Annotated in this window: 17 protein-coding genes; 11 read left to right on the forward strand and 6 right to left on the reverse strand. The window is 46.8% G+C overall.

The features are described from left to right. Positions 1 to 62 precede the first annotated feature (62 nt). Positions 63 to 1,226 carry a methionine adenosyltransferase gene (gene metK, locus Q0Z62_RS01445; RefSeq protein WP_269902213.1) on the reverse strand — a complete coding sequence of 388 codons (1,164 nt, stop codon included), beginning with the start codon at positions 1,224 to 1,226 and terminating at the stop codon, positions 63 to 65. Positions 1,227 to 1,452: 226 nt separating this feature from the next. Between metK and Q0Z62_RS01450 the strand changes: the two genes are divergently transcribed. From Q0Z62_RS01450 to xerC, 3 genes are read left to right on the forward strand one after another with little or no spacing between them, the layout of a single operon-like run. Further along, complete coding sequence (locus tag Q0Z62_RS01450) at positions 1,453 to 2,304, forward strand: lysophospholipid acyltransferase family protein (protein ID WP_269900567.1); 852 nt, start codon at positions 1,453 to 1,455, stop codon at positions 2,302 to 2,304. Between the two features lie 30 nt (positions 2,305 to 2,334). After that, positions 2,335 to 3,009 (forward strand): DUF484 family protein, encoded by a 675-nt coding sequence (locus Q0Z62_RS01455; RefSeq protein WP_298050295.1) that lies wholly within the window; start codon positions 2,335 to 2,337, stop codon positions 3,007 to 3,009. After that, positions 2,984 to 3,976, forward strand: a complete 993-nt coding sequence (gene xerC / locus Q0Z62_RS01460; RefSeq protein WP_269900569.1) for a tyrosine-type recombinase/integrase — start codon at positions 2,984 to 2,986, stop codon at positions 3,974 to 3,976. The genes Q0Z62_RS01455 and xerC overlap by 26 nt, the downstream gene beginning before the upstream one ends. Positions 3,977 to 3,996: 20 nt before the next feature. Here xerC and Q0Z62_RS01465 read toward each other — a convergent pair whose 3' ends face one another. From Q0Z62_RS01465 to Q0Z62_RS01475, 3 genes are read right to left on the reverse strand one after another with little or no spacing between them, the layout of a single operon-like run. After that, on the reverse strand, positions 3,997 to 4,980 hold the full coding sequence (locus Q0Z62_RS01465; protein ID WP_298050296.1) for a zinc ABC transporter substrate-binding protein: 984 nt from the start codon (positions 4,978 to 4,980) through the stop codon (positions 3,997 to 3,999). After that, positions 4,977 to 5,870 carry a metal ABC transporter permease gene (locus Q0Z62_RS01470; RefSeq protein ID WP_269902214.1) on the reverse strand — a complete coding sequence of 298 codons (894 nt, stop codon included), beginning with the start codon at positions 5,868 to 5,870 and terminating at the stop codon, positions 4,977 to 4,979. The genes Q0Z62_RS01465 and Q0Z62_RS01470 overlap by 4 nt, the downstream gene beginning before the upstream one ends. Then, complete coding sequence (locus tag Q0Z62_RS01475) at positions 5,867 to 6,583, reverse strand: ABC transporter ATP-binding protein (protein ID WP_298050297.1); 717 nt, start codon at positions 6,581 to 6,583, stop codon at positions 5,867 to 5,869. The genes Q0Z62_RS01470 and Q0Z62_RS01475 overlap by 4 nt, the downstream gene beginning before the upstream one ends. Before the next feature lie 198 nt (positions 6,584 to 6,781). Here Q0Z62_RS01475 and Q0Z62_RS01480 point away from each other — a divergent pair, with 198 nt between their 5' ends. From Q0Z62_RS01480 to hslU, 5 genes are all read left to right on the forward strand, one after another. Next, positions 6,782 to 7,255, forward strand: coding sequence for a Fur family transcriptional regulator (locus tag Q0Z62_RS01480; protein ID WP_269900572.1), 474 nt, complete (start codon positions 6,782 to 6,784; stop codon positions 7,253 to 7,255). A 72-nt stretch (positions 7,256 to 7,327) separates the two neighbouring features. Then, positions 7,328 to 8,389: a GTP-binding protein gene (locus Q0Z62_RS01485; protein WP_269900573.1), complete on the forward strand. Its 1,062-nt coding sequence runs from the start codon at positions 7,328 to 7,330 to the stop codon at positions 8,387 to 8,389. An 80-nt stretch (positions 8,390 to 8,469) separates the two neighbouring features. After that, positions 8,470 to 8,913, forward strand: a complete 444-nt coding sequence (gene dksA, locus Q0Z62_RS01490) for an RNA polymerase-binding protein DksA (protein WP_269900574.1) — start codon at positions 8,470 to 8,472, stop codon at positions 8,911 to 8,913. Positions 8,914 to 9,033: 120 nt separating this feature from the next. Next, positions 9,034 to 9,567, forward strand: a complete 534-nt coding sequence (gene hslV / locus Q0Z62_RS01495) for an ATP-dependent protease subunit HslV (RefSeq protein ID WP_269900575.1) — start codon at positions 9,034 to 9,036, stop codon at positions 9,565 to 9,567. Positions 9,568 to 9,587: 20 nt separating this feature from the next. Further along, complete coding sequence (gene hslU / locus Q0Z62_RS01500; protein ID WP_269900576.1) at positions 9,588 to 10,922, forward strand: ATP-dependent protease ATPase subunit HslU; 1,335 nt, start codon at positions 9,588 to 9,590, stop codon at positions 10,920 to 10,922. 51 nt (positions 10,923 to 10,973) lie between these two features. Here hslU and Q0Z62_RS01505 read toward each other — a convergent pair whose 3' ends face one another. Continuing rightward, positions 10,974 to 11,276, reverse strand: coding sequence for a copper-binding protein (locus tag Q0Z62_RS01505; RefSeq protein WP_298050298.1), 303 nt, complete (start codon positions 11,274 to 11,276; stop codon positions 10,974 to 10,976). A gap of 50 nt (positions 11,277 to 11,326) precedes the next feature. On the opposite strand from Q0Z62_RS01505, the gene Q0Z62_RS01510 reads away from it, so the two are divergent. Further along, positions 11,327 to 11,857, forward strand: a complete 531-nt coding sequence (locus Q0Z62_RS01510) for a GNAT family N-acetyltransferase (RefSeq protein ID WP_269900578.1) — start codon at positions 11,327 to 11,329, stop codon at positions 11,855 to 11,857. Positions 11,858 to 11,867: 10 nt separating this feature from the next. Here the strand turns inward: Q0Z62_RS01510 and Q0Z62_RS01515 are convergent, their stop codons facing one another. Then, positions 11,868 to 12,746, reverse strand: coding sequence for a MurR/RpiR family transcriptional regulator (locus Q0Z62_RS01515; RefSeq protein ID WP_298050299.1), 879 nt, complete (start codon positions 12,744 to 12,746; stop codon positions 11,868 to 11,870). A gap of 188 nt (positions 12,747 to 12,934) precedes the next feature. On the opposite strand from Q0Z62_RS01515, the gene Q0Z62_RS01520 reads away from it, so the two are divergent. Both Q0Z62_RS01520 and Q0Z62_RS01525 read left to right on the forward strand, forming a co-directional pair. Continuing rightward, complete coding sequence (locus Q0Z62_RS01520; protein ID WP_298050300.1) at positions 12,935 to 14,287, forward strand: aspartate aminotransferase family protein; 1,353 nt, start codon at positions 12,935 to 12,937, stop codon at positions 14,285 to 14,287. Positions 14,288 to 14,303: 16 nt separating this feature from the next. Further along, positions 14,304 to 14,837, forward strand: a complete 534-nt coding sequence (locus tag Q0Z62_RS01525) for a carboxymuconolactone decarboxylase family protein (protein ID WP_298050301.1) — start codon at positions 14,304 to 14,306, stop codon at positions 14,835 to 14,837. Positions 14,838 to 14,892 lie beyond the last annotated feature (55 nt).

Genomic DNA, 14,892 nt, shown 5'->3' on the forward strand with positions numbered 1-14,892 from the left:
ATAAATAAAAACGCCCACCCACTGTTCGCGTGGATGGGCGTGATAAAAAAGCCGATAAAAGCCTAAATAGCTGCTCGTAGCGCGGCGGCCTTATCGGTCGCCTCCCAGGAGAACTCAGGCTCGCTACGACCAAAGTGGCCATACGCTGCCGTCTTTTTATAAATAGGACGCAACAAATCAAGCATCTGCACAATACCGCGAGGACGCAAGTCGAAGTGATCACGTACCAATAGGGCGATTTGGTCATCAGGCACGATACCCGTACCGTTCGTGTAGACCGTAATATTGATGGGCTCTGCCACACCAATGGCGTAACTGACTTGAACCTCGCACTGGCGAGCTAAGCCTGCCGCTACAATATTTTTAGCAACATAACGCGCCGCATACGCTGCGGAACGGTCTACCTTAGAGGGATCTTTGCCGGAAAAAGCACCACCACCATGCGAACATGCGCCACCGTAGGTATCTACAATAATTTTGCGACCTGTTAAACCACAATCACCGTTAGGGCCACCAATCACGAACTTACCAGTCGGATTCACTAAAAATCGAGTGTTGTCGGTTAACAGACCCTCAGCAAAAGTCGGGCGAATAATTTGCTCAATCACTGCCTCATGAATTTCGGGCTGGCTGATTTCAGGGTGATGCTGTGTTGATAACACTACCGTATCCACCTCTGTAGGACGACCATCCACATAACGGAAAGTCACCTGAGCCTTTGCATCTGGACGCAACCAAGGTAGGCGGCCATCTTTGCGTAGCTCGCTCTGACGCTGCATCAGACGGTGAGAGTACCAAATAGGTGCAGGCATTAAATCAGGGGTCTCGTCACATGCAAAACCAAACATCAAGCCTTGATCCCCTGCGCCCTGATTCATTAACTCTTCGGGGGCTCGGTCTACACCTTGGGCAATGTCTGGGGATTGTTTATCGTAAGCCACTAAAACTGCGCAGCTCTTATAATCAATACCGTAATCGGCATTGTCATAACCAATTTGTTTTAAGGTCTCGCGCGCTACATCAATGTAGTTTACATTTGCAGTAGTCGTGATCTCTCCGGCCATTACCACTAAGCCCGTATTACATAGGGTTTCAGCGGCTACACGTGCATTAGGATCCTGTTCAAAGATCGCATCTAAGACGGCATCGGAAATTTGATCTGCTACTTTATCGGGATGGCCTTCGGAAACAGATTCCGAAGTAAATAGAAAGTCATTATGTGCCACAGTCATACATCCTGTAGGTTTTTGAATTAAAGCAATGGCGTTGCACCACGAAAAAAAGCCTAGGTTAGACCTATCAGGGCGCGACGCTTTAGCGGGAATTTTTGATCTCTTAATGAGAGTATCGCTCCGCAAGTTGTCGGTTAACTCAGCGATCCTTCTATTTTAAGCAAAAATACGCGAAGATTCATACTATATTGTTATTTACCTCCACAACAGTCCTGCCATCATGTTTTTGTTTTTCTTAAAAATGCTAGCAAAGCTCCCCTTACGGTGGCTTCACAGCATCGGTGCTTTAATTGGTACCGTGGTTTATTTACTACCCGGTCGCTATCGTTCGCGATTACAAAAAAACACAGCCCAAGCTGGCTATACCGACCCCGCTTTTGCACGTCATGCTGCCGCCCAAACAGGTGCGATGATCTTAGAAACCCCTAAAGTCTGGCTTGATGCACAACGTTGTTTACAAAAATGCATATCGGATGATGAGGCCATTGTTCAAGAGGCTCTTGCCGAACAACGAGGCATACTCTACCTCACCCCTCATTTGGGGTGCTTTGAGATTACGGCCCGAGCCTTACTCAAACATGGCCCTATTACCGTCATGTTTAGGCCGCCGCGCCAGCAGTTTATTGAACCCGCGATGCAAGCATCACGTAATATGCCGGGCCTCAATGCCGTCCCCGCCTCGGTTCGAGGCATTCGAGAATTTTTACGTGCTTTAAAAAGGGGTGAGGCCGTCGGTATGTTACCGGATCAAGTGCCTAGTTCTGGCGATGGGATCTGGGTCCCTTTTTTTGGCAAAGCCGCCTACACCATGACTCTTGCAGCAAAACTAGCCTTGCAAGCCAAGGTTCCTGTGGTCCTCACTGCCGGAGAGCGACTGCCTAAAGGACAAGGCTGGCGTATTCATTATTTAAGACTAACTCTACCGGCAGAGCCGTCTATAGAGAATATGGTCACCGCTATCAATCAAGCCATGGAGCAACTCATTCAACGCTTTCCTGAACAATACCTCTGGAGCTATAACCGCTATAAAATCCCACCTGAAGCCCCCGCTATCCCGGATGCTTTAAAATAAAATACATCGCCTTTTATCTAGGGGTCATCTATGAGTCATATCTCTTTGCAAGCGGATGATATTGCTGCTTTTTTAAAACAAAATCCGCAGTTTTTCCTAGAGCATGAATACCTATTGCATGATCTAAAGCTGCCTCACCCTCGCTCTGATAAAGTGATCTCACTCTCAGAGCGTCAAACCATGCATTTACGCAAGCATACACAACAGCTAGAAAAACAAATCACCCAGTTTTTACACAATGCCCGCGAAAATGAATTAATCAGTCGAGCCTTACTAAGCTGGGCCTGCGACTTACTGGCCTTTAATGGCAGTCATCACAATGTGTGCGAGCTAATTTGTCACAGCCTACAGACCCGATACGGCCTCCAAGAGGTGCAGCTACGCCTATGGTGGCGAAATCACCCTTTTGACGCCCCAGACTGCAGCCCCAGCACCAAACGCTGGGTTGAAGCTCTAGAGGCTCCGTATACAGGTCCTACACACAACCAAGAAGCAGCAAGCTGGTTTCATCAGCCTATGGCCTCAATGGCAATTATTCCCTTGTATTCATGGAGCCACCATGACTGTGTGGGGGCTTTGGCCTTAGGCTCGGATATCAGTAGGCGTTTCACCTACAACATAGGCACTGATTTTTTAGTTGCTATGGGGCAAATTTTTATGGCGATATTAGCGCGATTTTATGAACAAAACCCCTCACTTGCCTAATACCGAGGCCGCCGTTACGCAATGGCTGCAACATTTACAAACCAAAGGCTTAGCCAAAGACACCTTGGCTGCTTATCAACGGGATATCACCCACTTAATCACACGCTATCCACTGCCCACCCCTACCTCCTATGAGCAGAATCATTTACGTTTTGCATTAGGGCAATTACATGGGGCAGGCATTCAGCCCAGAAGCCTTGCGCGTATGCTATCGGCATGGCGTAATTTCTTTAATTGGCTTAGTGAGCACTATCAAACGGGCTATAACCCAGCTATAGGTGTACACCCACCGCATGGCAACTACCCTGATCCTAAAATTCTGTCTATTGAACAAACAGAATTACTATTGAATTATCCTGTGGACCCTCATGACCCGATTGCGGTACGCGATCAAGCTATTTTTGAGCTCCTGTATTCCAGTGGATTACGCTTAGCTGAAATTATGGCTTTAGATGTGCAACCTATATCCGAGCCGGGTTATGAATCACATTGCTGGATTAACCTAGAAGACAACGAGGTAGAAATTCAAGCCAAAGAGCAACGACAACGCACGGTTCCCATCGGCTCCAAAGCCATGCTCGCCATCAAACTCTGGTTAGCTCAGCGTCATCATTTATTGCTTTCTGAGTCAAAAAATGCAAGCTCAGCAAATATCGATGCCTTTGCGGCCTTATTTCTGGGCTCCAGAGGCAACCGAATCAGCCCACGAGTCATTCAAAAACAACTACAGCAACGAGCCCTAGCTGTAGGAATTACTAAGCCCGTTTATCCTCATCGTCTTCGCAACAGCTTTGCGAATCATTTATTAGAGTCCTCTAATGATGTACGCGGGGTACAACAACTATTAGGCCATGCACAGATCAGCTCAACCCAAAGCTTAAGTCAGCTCAATCCTGAACAGTTACTACAGTTCATGCAAGCGCACCCCAAACGCAAAAAAGCTCACGAACCAGACACTGAGTCGTGAGCACGTCTGACAAACCGCGGTTAATCAGGTCGCAATACCTCTAGCAGCGCTTCGGCATTCCACTGCATCATTCCTAAGTAGGTATCCGCTGGGTGTGGTGCTTTGGCTAAAGCATCTGAATATAAATGTTTACCTACCTTTGCGCCGGTTTCTCGTGCAATTTGCTCGATCAGTTTGGGACTAGAGATATTTTCCATGAAAACAGCTTGTACCCGATTGTCTCTCATGTACTCAATCAATCCCGCTAACTCTTTAGCGGATGGCTCCGCTTGGTTTGACGCACCCAATAACGACAAAAACTCCACCCCATAGGCTTGGCCCAAATAGTTAAACGCATCATGCGATGTCACAACAGATCGCTGCGATGCCGGAATTTTTTCAAACTCAGCTAACAATCGCACATTCAATGCCTGCATGGCTTGTATGTAGTCTGCGGCACGCTTTTGGTAATACACGGTATTATCAGGGTCCGTTTCACTGAGCGCATCTCGGATCGTAGATACATACATCTGGGCATGCTCTAGGCTTTGCCAAGCATGAGGGTCATAATCCCCGTGGTCATGACTGTGATCGTGGTCGTGATGATGTGCATGGCCCTCTGTATGCGCATGTGTTTGGGTATGGCTAGGGTCATGCTCATGTTCATGCTCGTCCTCATAGGCGCGTAAAGGCACACCTTGAATTGCCTCTACTACCTTGCCTTTATAGCCTGCCGCCTGACTCAGTTTAGGTAGCCAAGCCTCAAAATGGGCGCCATTAATAATCAATAAATCTGCGCTTTGTAATGTTTTGGCATCACTGGGACGTGGCTCAAAACTATGGGCATCACTTTCAGGTCCAATGATGCTAATCGATTGCACCTTGTCACCCCCAACCTGATGAACCAAATCCCCTAAAATAGAAAAACTACTTACCACTTTAAGCGGTTCCGCCATCGCCACAGGGGGACCTAGCGCCGCATAAAGCATCATCGTCGATACCGACATCATCAGAGTTTTTTTCATTTTTTCCCTTGAGCTATACGTTGACGTCTAGCAGCAGACTGGCGTAATGAATACCAAATCCCACCATGACGACCAAAAAAGATAGAAATAAAATAGACTGACCCCGCCACCAAGATAATGGAGGGCGACGCGGGCACATTGACATGAAAAGACAGCAACAAGCCCCCGTAAGAGGTCACTGCACCTATTACTGCAGCACATATCATTTGACTGCTGGCTGAATGCACCCAAAACCGAGCCGAGGCGGCGGGCAACATCATGATCCCTACGACCATCAACGTTCCTAATACCTGGAACCCTGCCACCAAAGTCATCACCAGCAAGACTAAAAACACAGCATGAACCCAACCGCTGCGTCGACCTTGAGCACGTAAAAACAACGGGTCCAAACACTCCATCACCAATGGTCTATAAATAGCGGTTAATACCAGCAGAGCCACTGAAGACGTTCCTGTTACCAATAACAAGGCCGCATCGTCTAAACCCAGCACCGTTCCGAACAGCACATGCAGTAAATCCATATTCGAGCCGCGTAATGACACCAACAGCACACCTAGACCGAGTGACACCAAATAAAATGCCGCAAAGCTAGCGTCCTCTCGAAGCGGCGTGATACGCGCTACGGCTCCTGCAAGTAAAGCCACCACTAACCCGGTAATCACACCACCTAAGGCCATGGCGCCGAGTGAAAAACCTGCAGTCAAAAAACCAACCGCCACTCCGGGCAAGATGGCATGCGCCATCGCATCACCCATCAGGCTCATACGGCGTAAAATTAAAAACACACCCAAAGGCCCTGCTGCAATGGCTAAAGCAAAAGAGCCCGCTAAGGCTCGGCGCATAAAGCCAAAATCAACAAAAGGAGAAACCAGCCACTCCATCAACATTATAAAAAATCTCCAGCACACAAATGGCGAGCCAAATGCAGGTTTTCAGAGCTAAGAACCTCTTGGCTTTTTCCCCATGCCACCAACTGTCCCCCAAGCAGCACACTGGTTGGAAAGTGATTTCTCACCATATCTAACTCGTGTAATACCGCAATGACGGTACGACCTTGTGCATGCCAATCTAAAACCAAACGCAATAAATCATGTGTGGTATCTGTGTCGACCGCAGCAAATGGCTCATCTAATAAAATGACAGAGGCATCCTGCACTAATAATCGCGCAAATAATGCACGTTGAAACTGCCCACCTGATAGCGTATTAATACTGCGTGCCGCAAACCCGGCTAGACCTACCGTGTCTAATGCCTGCTGAATACGTTGATGCTCTGTCGCACTCACACCACGCCAAGCGCCTATGCGCGACCATGCTCCCATTGCCACAACGTCATACACAGTGATGGGAAAGCTGCGATCAATATCGGCTTGTTGCGGTAAAAAAGCCAAATCGGTCATTGCATCCACCTGCAGGCGAATCTGCCCTTGAACGGGTACGATTTCACCCATGAGCCCTTTTAAGAGGGTCGATTTCCCCGCCCCATTCGGGCCAACTAACGCATACAGCCCACCCGCCTCAAACTGCCCACTAATATCTCGTAGCGCAATTTTGTCGCGCCAGCCTAAACTTACGTGTTCTAATTCAATGATAGGGGTACTCATAGCCATCCCAATGCCCATGCGCTTAATAACCACATGAGTATAATTACAGCTATTGCCCCGATTAAGCGTTGGGCTGCCGACAACAGCAGAGCCGATCCCAAATATGTGCGAGTTGATCTACGCATGAACTTCCTATCAAGCCATTTTTTATGAGTTTGATATGTTATAACATATCAACCCTGATTTTATACAGCGCTTATGCCTATTCATGTACTTACACCTCAAGCAATAGAACAACAATTACAAAATGCCGAAATACTTTGTAAGCATCGACAAAAACGACTTACACCCATAAGAAAGCAGGTTTTAGAATTGTTAATACGAGCCCAGAGGGGGCTAAAAGCCTACGAGCTTTTAGATCAAGTCCGCGCGCTGCAACCCAATGCTGCCCCACCTACGGTATACAGAGCTTTAGATTTTTTAACAGAGCTAGGCCTGATTCATCGTTTAGATGCCATTAATGCCTGGACGGCTTGTGTAGATGTGGCGGGTGAACCACATGATCTTTTAGTGGTTTGTACCCAATGTGGTTCTGTTGCTGAGCTAAGCGCTCCTACCCTTAGTCAACAAATTAATGACTGTATTTTGCAAGCGGGTTTCGCTTTAAGTAGCAATGAAACAGAATTACGAGCCGTCTGCTTGCAATGCCACAAATCGTCCCCACATAGGTAGGCATTCTTTGTTGTAGTTTGCGCTTCAGCCTATGCTGTGCTGTAATCGCATAAATTTATTATGAGGCCCCTTATGAACGCCGCTCTAGAAAAAATGGTCCCTGTTACGGTCCTCACTGGCTTTTTAGGTGCAGGGAAAACCACCCTACTTAAACGCATTTTATCCGAGTTCCACGGACGCCGTATTGCGGTCATTGAAAATGAGTTTGGGCCAGAAAACATTGATAACGAATTATTAGTTCAAGACAGCCAAGAAGAAATTATCGAACTAAATAATGGCTGTATTTGTTGTACTGTACGCGGTGACTTAATGCGTACATTAAATGAATTACGTATCAAACGAGAAAAAGGCGAGCTGAATTTCGAGCGCGTCATTATCGAAACAACCGGTATGGCCAACCCAGGCCCAGTATGTCAAACCTTCTTTATGGATGACGACATTGCAAACTACTACCGACTAGATGCTGTCATTACTGTGGTTGATGCCAAGCACGGCATGGAAACCCTAGACAAACAAGACGAGTCACAAAAACAAATTGGTTTTGCTGATAGAATTTTGATCTCTAAAAAAGATTTAGTCTCAGACGAAGAATTCAATGCATTACGAAAACGTATTGTACGAATTAATCCTCGTGCTACTATCTCTGCGGTACATTTTGGTGAAACAGAACTCAATGAGATCTTAGATATCAGTGGTTTTAATCTCAATGCTATTTTAGATATTGACCCTGAGTTTCTCGCTAATGAAGAACACGATCATGAGCACCATCATGACCATGATCATGACTGTGATGATCATTGCGATCATGATGATCATCACCATCACAAAGCACACCAAGACAGCGTGAGTGCTTTTGTGTTTAAGTCACGTCGTCCATTTGATCCTGAACGACTTGAGGATTTTTTAGGCGGCGTGGTACAAGTTTTCGGTCCTGACTTACTGCGTTACAAAGGCATCATTTACATGAAAGGCGCTAATCGTCGTATGCTGTTTCAGGGGGTACATATGATGATGGGTGCTGAGCCAGGGAAACCATGGCTAGGTAAAGAAAAGCCTGAAACAAAATTAGTCTTTATCGGACACAACCTTCCAAAAGAGGTATTCATGCAAGGGCTAGAGCAGTGTCTCGTTTAACCCTTGTACTTGGCCTACCATTTTAAAAGGCTTAACTTAGGCAGGAGCTTTGGCTCCACGATGAAAAAAAGGGAATAATCATGGCAAGCAACTCGAATGTCAGTACAAACCCAGATCAACTGTTAACAGTGGACGAACTCTTAGCAATGCCCGAAGACCAGTACATGAATGCGGCTCAATTGGCATTTTTTCAGAACCGTTTGCGTGAACTAGAGCAAGAGATCTTAGCCAATGCAGGGGCAACCACCGAGAATCTACGCGAGACTCAGTTTGTTCCTGATCCCGCTGATCGCGCAACCATCGAAGAAGAGCATGCTCTAGAACTTCGTACCCGTGATCGTGAGCGTAAACTACTCAAAAAGGTTCAACAATCTTTAGGATTGATTGACTCCGGTGAGTATGGCTGGTGTGAGGAGACCGGTGAACCCATCGGCCTGAAGCGTTTATTGGCACGCCCTACCGCAAACCTATCACTAGAAGCCCAAGAGCGTCGCGAAAAGCGTCAAAAACTCTACGGCGACTAATGCGGTAACTCTACGCTTTGCCATTTTGAGAGCCACTCTATTTTGAGTGGCTTTCTTTATGCCCCTTGAATTATTACCTTACAGCCCCACCTACAAAAACACACAACGCAAAGGATCATAATGGAACAATATCACGCCACTACTATTATCGCCGTGCGTCGCGGCAACGAAGTCGCCATTGGTGGCGACGGTCAAGTGACCCTAGGTAATGTGGTCGTTAAAGGCACTGCGCGCAAAATTCGCCGCCTTTATAAAGACCAGGTGTTAGCCGGTTTTGCCGGAGCAACTGCAGATGCATTCACTCTACAAGAACGTTTTGAGGCCAAACTAGAAAAACACCAAGGTCACTTATTACGTGCAGCCGTAGAGCTAACACGTGACTGGCGCACAGACCGCGTCTTACGCAAACTTGAAGCCATGCTCATTGTGGCCGACAAAGAACACACCTTAATTCTGACAGGTAATGGCGATGTACTAGAACCCGAGCACGGCATTGCAGCCATTGGTTCGGGAGGCTCTTACGCGCAATCCGCTGCCTTGGCGTTACTACATAACACCGAACTTAGCCCGGCAGAGATTGTGAAAAAATCCCTAGAAATCGCTGGTGATTTGTGTATTTACACCAATCAAAACCACGTCCTCGAAACTCTATAATCATTTAGCAGGTCACTACTATGTCAGCAACAACAATGACCCCCGCCGAAATCGTTTCCGAACTAGATAAAAACATCGTGGGGCAAAACAATGCCAAACGCTCGGTCGCTGTGGCACTTCGTAATCGCTGGCGCCGCCAGCAGGTCGCCGACCCATTACGCAATGAAATCGTTCCTAAAAACATTCTCATGATTGGCCCTACTGGTGTAGGTAAAACAGAAATTGCACGTCGTTTAGCCAAACTCGCTAATGCACCGTTCATCAAAGTTGAAGCCACTAAATTCACTGAGGTTGGTTATGTAGGCCGTGATGTAGAAACCATCATTCGTGATTTAGTTGATGCATCCGTCAAGCAAACGCGTGAAATTGAAATGCGCCGCGTCAAACATCAGGCTGAGGATGCCGCCGAAGACCGTATCCTTGATGTGCTTATTCCTCCGTCACGCAATGCCATGGGCGAGCCTGAAAGAAATGAAGACTCCAGCGCACGCCAGACCTTTCGTAAGCGTTTACGCGAAGGGACGCTAGACGACACAGAGATTGAGATCGAATTAGCTCAAGCGATGCCGCAAATGGAAATCATGGCGCCTCCCGGCATGGAGGAAATGACGGAACAGTTACGCGGTATGTTTGCAGGTATTGGACGCGAAAAAACCAAACCACGCAAAATTAAGATTAAAGAGGCTCTAAAACTCTTAATCGAAGAAGAAGCCGCTAAACGGGTTAACGAAGAAGATCTACGCACTGAAGCCGTGCGTAATGCAGAACAAAATGGCATTGTGTTCTTAGATGAAATTGATAAGATTACTGCCCGCGAAGGCAACACCAGTGGCGAGGTCTCTCGTCAAGGTGTTCAACGTGACTTACTCCCTTTAGTCGAGGGGACAAACGTCACCACCAAATACGGTGTAGTACGCACGGATCATATTCTATTTATTGCCTCAGGCGCTTTTCATCTATCACGTCCCTCTGATCTCATTCCCGAGCTTCAGGGCCGTTTCCCTATACGGGTAGAATTAGACTCCTTGAGTGCAGATGACTTTGTACAAATTTTGTCTGATACCGACGCTGCATTAACTAAGCAGTATTGTGCTCTGATGGCTACCGAAGACGTGACACTAGACTTCCAGCCCGAAGGGATTCGACGTTTGGCTGAATTGGCGTTCGAGGTCAATGAGCGAACTGAAAATATTGGTGCTCGTCGTCTTTATACTGTAATGGAAAAACTGCTTGAAGACTTATCTTACGAGGCAGGCTCTAAAGGCGCACAACAGGTCACTATTGATGCGGCTTATGTCAATGACAAACTAGAAGAAACCGCAGGTAGCCAAGATTTAGCCCGTTACGTGCTCTAACTATCTGACCTTGATGATAAAAAATATCGCGGCTTTAGGCCGCGATATTTTTTATTTGTTGATCTTCACAATCACATAGTCGCCATCTCGGCGCTCTGCGGTAAATTTGACTTTATCACCCGGTTTAATATCCCCTAACAAAGCGGGGTCCACTAAATAAACCAAGGTCATACCGGGTAATTCCAATGCATCAATACTGCCGTGTTTGAGGGTGATTTTTCCTGCAGCCACATCAATACGACGTACCTCACCAGTCGCTGAACCTTGTTGCGCCATAACAGGACTAACGACCGCAGCCGTAGCACCTAAAGCAAAAATAGCGGCAGCGGTGTGACGTGTAAATAATAAAGACATACAATCCCCTTTTAGTTGGTGTCTCTACTATATTACAACGAGGTCTACGCGTGAGTGAAGTTTTTGGCAACTATGTGTTGCGCCCTGCTACCCCTACCGATATCCCCCAAATCGTCAATTTAATGCGCGATATGGCTATTTTTGAAAAAATGCTGGATCAGTTTGAAGCCACTGAAGACGCTATTTTTGAAAATATATTTGGCAAAGAGCCAGCGGCCAAAGCCTTAGTCATCACCCCAAAAGATCAACCAGATCATCTTATTTCTTATGTTTTCTGGTTTCATAACTACTCCACCTTTAAGGCCAAGCGCGGCTTATATCTAGAAGATATTTATATTGCTCCTGAACACCGCAATCAAGGTTTAGGCAGTTTTGTATTAAAGCACCTTGCGCAAAAAGCAGTTGAGCTTAACTGCGGACGTTTTGAGTGGGTCGTTTTAGACTGGAACCAAAATGCAATTGAGTTTTACCAGCACCATGGTGCCCGTGTGCTCCCAGAATGGCGTATTGTCCGATTAGAAGGTGACGCATTACGCGAGCTGAGCAGCAGATCCTTAAAAAGCAGCAACAAGACCTGCTGAAACTAATCGATTATTTCCAATAAGCCCCTGTCTGATGCAGTTGGTTTTCAGCTGACTGCAATCCGCTGAGGGCTTTTTTTCCTGTACGAGCTAATATCTGCTCAATCAACCCCTCTACTAATGCAATCGCTGCGGCACTGGAGGGAAAGAAAGAAGGAACGTCTGTGCCAAAAATTAAATTACACTCCGATTCCAAAGCAATAGGTGCCACTTTACTATCACACAGCGCAATGACCTTACAGCCACTCTCAATCGCTGCCTCATAGACTCGTACAATTTCATGCGAATACGGCGCAAAGGCGGTTAACACCACCACATCACCCGCCTGCAAGGCTCGTAGCTCCATCTCTAAGGTCCCTGCCTCTGAACGCAGCATAGCTACTGAAGGCCTAAATAAGCGATATAAATAATAAAAGGTAAAAGCCGGTGCATGAGAGGCTCTAAACCCAGCCACATAGACCCGTTTTGCTTTCACTAACAAATCAACAGCCACAGGGATCGCCTCGGCATTAAGCTCAGGTAAATTCGCAACATTACGGGCTTGAGCCTGAGTCGCCTGACTAAACATCGCTAGTGGATTACGACTACGCACCACTACTTTGGCCTGCTCTGTATAGGCCGAGGGCATCTGACGTAAGGACTGTACAAAGACATCCTTTAGCCCTGACCAACCGCTATAACCCAGCGCTTGGGCTAAACGAACCAACGTAGCAGGTTGCACACCAGCTTGTGCCGCAATAGTCCGCATAGACGCAATAGGTATATCTCCAGGATGATCGATTAAATAACGAGCACTAATTTGAAATTGCGTCGGCATCTCGGCATAGGTCGACTGCAAATGTTGAATCAGGGCTTCAAGAGTTTGTGGGGCTCGGTGTTTTTTACTCATAAATCGAAGTATATCGTGTTTATTGATGTGTTTAGGCAACATCGACATGATTCATCATGTTTCATCCTACTCACCTATTGATTTATTTGTTTCATGCGCTATGCTAGTAAGAAACAACTGTTGCATAAATAACATTATACGAAACAGTTGATTCGCCAACCGTATCTCTTTTATTACAGCAGGCCACCATGACACACGTTTTTCATCGTAATCCGCATAATACCTTGCCTACCGCCGTTTCTGGAGAGGGTATTGAACTCATCGACCAATCAGGCAAACGCTATATTGATGCCTCTGGTGGCGCTGCTGTGTCCTGTTTAGGCCACAGTCATGCAGATGTGATAAATGCCATTCATCAACAAATTGATGCCGTGGCCTACGCTCACACGTCTTTTTTTACCAATGATGCTGCCGAAGAGCTAGCTACTTTTTTAGCAGAGCGTGCTCCCGGTGACTTAAATCATGTTTATTTTGTCTCTGGTGGCTCCGAGGCCGTAGAGGCTGCATTAAAACTGGCTCGCCAATATTTTGTAGAAATAAACCAACCTAGCCGTCGTTTATTTATTGCTCGTCGCCAAAGCTACCATGGGAATACCTTGGGCGCCTTAGCCATTGGTGGTAATGCCTGGAGACGCGCACCTTTTCTGCCTTTACTGACCGAAGCCCATCATATTTCACCTTGCTACGCCTACCGTGAACAACAAGAACAAGAAACAGAACAGCAATATGCCCAGCGCTTGGCGGATGAACTAGAGCAAAAAATTCTTGAATTAGGTGCTGATAATGTGGCGGCCTTTGTTGCTGAAACCGTGGTTGGCGCGACTGCGGGTGTGCTTCCTCCGGTCAAAGGATATTTAAAAGCCATACGTGCTGTCTGTGATAAATACGGGGTACTGTTAATTTTGGATGAGGTCATGTGCGGTATGGGCCGCACCGGTCACCTATTTGCTTGTGCCGAAGACGAAGTCGCTCCAGATCTACTGACTATTGCTAAAGGCTTAGGTGCGGGGTATCAGCCCATCGGCGCCATGTTAGCTAGCAGTAAAATCTACAATACTATTGTGAATGGCTCTGGATTTTTCCAACACGGGCATACCTATATGGGCCATGCCACAGCCTGTGCAGCGGCGTTGGCCGTCCAAAAAGTCATTGAACGCGATCAGCTACTACAAAATGTCACCGAACGCGGACAACAGCTAAGAGACGAACTGCATGCGGCATTAGATGCCCACCCCAATGTAGGTAATATTCGTGGCCGAGGCTTAATGGTGGGGATTGAGTTTGTGGCTGACAAAACCACTAAAGCCCCATTAAATCACACCGAAAAAACGCATGCCAAACTACGTAAGGTCGCGATGGAAAAAGGCTTGTTAATGTACCCAATGGGAGGAACCGTAGACGGAGTTCACGGTGATCATGTTTTATTAGCCCCCCCATTTATTTGCACTCCTGATGATATTTCGCGTATTGTAGAATTGGTTAGCGCCTCTATTTTTGAGGTATTACCTTTTGCTATAGAACCTATCGCGTTACGCGCTTAATTATTGGAAGTGATTTATGGCCCGTTTGCCCTATGCTGATTTAGCTCAACCTCAAATTAATGAACTCGTAACACAGATCGAAGCCGAGCGCGGCAGTGTCATACACCTGTATCAAATGCTACTGCACAGCCCTGCCGTGGCCCAAGGGTGGTTAAATCATTTAACCGGAATACGCCTCAACAGCCAAGTTCCAGGCGACCTACGAGAGCTAATCATTATGCGCGTTGCTATCTTAAACCGCGCGCCCTACGAGGCAGATCAACACGCCCCCATTGCATTAAAAGAGGGGGTTACTCAGGCTCAGCTAGATGCCTTAGATGATTGGCGCGATGCGAAAGACATCTTTACCGAACAACAACGTGCCGTTTTAGCCTATACCGATGAAATGACCCTAAATATCCAGGTCCCTAAGGATGTTTATGATGCGGTAGAACAATTATTTAATGAGCAATTAGTAGTAGAAATTACCGCTACCATTGCCACATATAATATGGTCTCTCGCTTTTTAGAGGCACTGCAAATTCATACGGATGATGCAGATCAAAAATAGCTATTATGCATAATCGATCGCGGGCTAAGCCCGCGATCATTGCTTTAGCGCCAGC

The sequence above is a fragment of the uncultured Paenalcaligenes sp. genome, assembly GCF_947630565.1.
Classification (GTDB): Bacteria; Pseudomonadota; Gammaproteobacteria; order Burkholderiales; family Burkholderiaceae_B; genus Paenalcaligenes; species Paenalcaligenes faecalis.

Coding starts and splice junctions, on each gene's coding strand:
- Q0Z62_RS01450 (WP_269900567.1), top strand. CDS start 1,453: ATGTTTTTGTTTTTCTTAAAAATGCTAGCAAAGCTCCCCTTACGGTGG.
- Q0Z62_RS01455 (WP_298050295.1), top strand. CDS start 2,335: ATGAGTCATATCTCTTTGCAAGCGGATGATATTGCTGCTTTTTTAAAA.
- xerC (WP_269900569.1), top strand. CDS start 2,984: ATGAACAAAACCCCTCACTTGCCTAATACCGAGGCCGCCGTTACGCAA.
- Q0Z62_RS01465 (WP_298050296.1), bottom strand. CDS start 4,980: ATGAAAAAAACTCTGATGATGTCGGTATCGACGATGATGCTTTATGCG.
- Q0Z62_RS01475 (WP_298050297.1), bottom strand. CDS start 6,583: ATGAGTACCCCTATCATTGAATTAGAACACGTAAGTTTAGGCTGGCGC.
- Q0Z62_RS01480 (WP_269900572.1), top strand. CDS start 6,782: ATGCCTATTCATGTACTTACACCTCAAGCAATAGAACAACAATTACAA.
- Q0Z62_RS01485 (WP_269900573.1), top strand. CDS start 7,328: ATGAACGCCGCTCTAGAAAAAATGGTCCCTGTTACGGTCCTCACTGGC.
- dksA (WP_269900574.1), top strand. CDS start 8,470: ATGGCAAGCAACTCGAATGTCAGTACAAACCCAGATCAACTGTTAACA.
- hslV (WP_269900575.1), top strand. CDS start 9,034: ATGGAACAATATCACGCCACTACTATTATCGCCGTGCGTCGCGGCAAC.
- hslU (WP_269900576.1), top strand. CDS start 9,588: ATGTCAGCAACAACAATGACCCCCGCCGAAATCGTTTCCGAACTAGAT.
- Q0Z62_RS01505 (WP_298050298.1), bottom strand. CDS start 11,276: ATGTCTTTATTATTTACACGTCACACCGCTGCCGCTATTTTTGCTTTA.
- Q0Z62_RS01515 (WP_298050299.1), bottom strand. CDS start 12,746: ATGAGTAAAAAACACCGAGCCCCACAAACTCTTGAAGCCCTGATTCAA.
- Q0Z62_RS01520 (WP_298050300.1), top strand. CDS start 12,935: ATGACACACGTTTTTCATCGTAATCCGCATAATACCTTGCCTACCGCC.
- Q0Z62_RS01525 (WP_298050301.1), top strand. CDS start 14,304: ATGGCCCGTTTGCCCTATGCTGATTTAGCTCAACCTCAAATTAATGAA.